Source organism: Kitasatospora sp. NPDC056531 (assembly GCF_042794375.1).
Classification (GTDB): domain Bacteria; phylum Actinomycetota; class Actinomycetes; order Streptomycetales; family Streptomycetaceae; genus Kitasatospora.
This window is the reverse complement of record NZ_JBHTTU010000329.1, coordinates 1-1,678: the sequence shown is the minus strand read 5'-3', so window position 1 is coordinate 1,678 and position 1,678 is coordinate 1. Positions and strand designations below refer to the sequence as shown.

Sequence of the window (1,678 nt, the reverse complement as noted above, 5' to 3'; positions counted from 1 at the left end):
GGCCCTGATATGTAGGGCGTTTTGTCAAGCGGTGCAGGGCTGGTCACACCCTCGTCGGGACGGGGTGTGACCAGTGAAGCGATGGGGCTGGTGGGAGCCCGCTTGGGTGCGTGGGGTGGCGGCGACGCGCGGTCAGCCTGATATGCGCGGGTTGGCTACCGCATGACCGGTTGTGCGTCGGGAACGGGTCGCTTGTCTAACTATCGGGCGTGGCCTGCGTGTTCGGCAGACTGCCCATAGGGCCGACGCGGATCGTTCCTCGCGCTGCACCGCCGGCGGCGGCTCCCACCAGCCGGTCTGTGGGCGGGCGGTGGTCAGGGGTCCATGGTCGCCAGGCTCCAGCACCAGCCGGACATCTCCCTGGCGACGGCGACCACGGCGATGGTGGAGCGTTTGCGACGCCCGTCCAGGACCGCCCAGCGCTGGTGGAGCCGACGATTGCCCTGCTCGGCGCGCTGGCGTACCGGGGCAGGGACCTGATCCAGTCTGGCGCGCAGGGCGACGCTGGGGTGCCCGTAGGGCCTGCGGTGGTGCCAGGCGGCCTCGACGAGCAGGCGCCGGGCGTGCGTGTTCCCCGTCTTGGTGATGCTGCCCTGTCGGCGGGTCGGGCCGGAGGAGTCCTCGGTGGGGACGAGGCCGAGGTAGGCGCCGATCGTGGCACCGGTGAAGCGGTGCCAGTCGCCGATCTCGACGGCCAGGCCGAAGGCCGTGAGCGTGCTGATCCCGCACAGGCAGGCCAGACGGGCGACCACGGGAGCCCAAGCCGGCTGCGCGGCGAGTTCCGCGATGGCGGCATCGAGCCGGTCCCGACGCGCTTCGAGGGCCAGCACTGCCTCCAGAGCCTCGTCGTAGGCGACCCGCAGCCCCAGGTGTTCGAAGTGATGGCCGGTCAGCCACCGGTGATGGGCCTCGGTCCATGCCTTGCCGCCGCAGTAGACGATGCCCTGGCGCAGGAGGAGCTTGGACAAGCGGTGGCGGGCGCGCATGAGGTCGGCGCGGACGTCGTCGCGGGCCCGGGTGAGGTCTCGGGCGCCCTCCTGGTCGATGGTGGGCACCCGAACGGCGGGCAGTTCGTCCAGGCGCAGCAGCTTCGCCAACCGCTCGGCGTCGCGCCGGTCGGTCTTGACCCGGTCGCCTGCGGGACGCTCCATCTTCGAGGGTGCGACCAGGACGCAGCGGATCTGGGCCTCTTCGAGGGCGCGGGCCAGCCCGAAGCCGGTCGGGCCGGCCTCGTAGGCGACGGCGACCGGTCCCGGCAGCCGCCGCAGCCAGGCCAGGATCTCGGTGGTGGCGGGGACCAGGCGTTCGGTGAAGACCTCACCGGTGGCGCCGTCCAGGGCCCAGGCCATGGTGGATCGGGCGTGAACGTCCAGCCCGACCGCAGTACGCTCGGTATACATCCGGTGCCTCCCGCAATTGCGGCACTACCGCCCACGGTCCACCGAGGCGGCAACCCGCGACAACTTGCGTGTGAGGCTCCGGACCGATGCTGCCCGGCCCACACCTGCCGGGTCCGCCCCGGACAGTCGCCGGACAAGCTCCGGCCCGACGGGCCGACGTCAAGGCTCGCGCAGCGACCGCGAAGCGGCTCCGGGCTTGACGCCCGGCCCGCCGAGCCGGGAACCTCCCGCCCCGGGGCGGACCCAAACCACACAAGCAGCGCACTTCATACGGTCTA

The 1,678-nt window shown here is 72.0% G+C and carries 1 protein-coding gene; it reads right to left on the bottom strand.

All coding sequences use genetic code 11. From position 1 onward, the window contains the following. Positions 1–314 precede the first annotated feature (314 nt). Positions 315–1,400 (bottom strand): IS110 family transposase, encoded by a 1,086-nt coding sequence (locus ACFQ87_RS46145; protein ID WP_380617033.1) that lies wholly within the window; start codon positions 1,398–1,400, stop codon positions 315–317. Between the last annotated feature and the right edge of the window lie 278 nt (positions 1,401–1,678).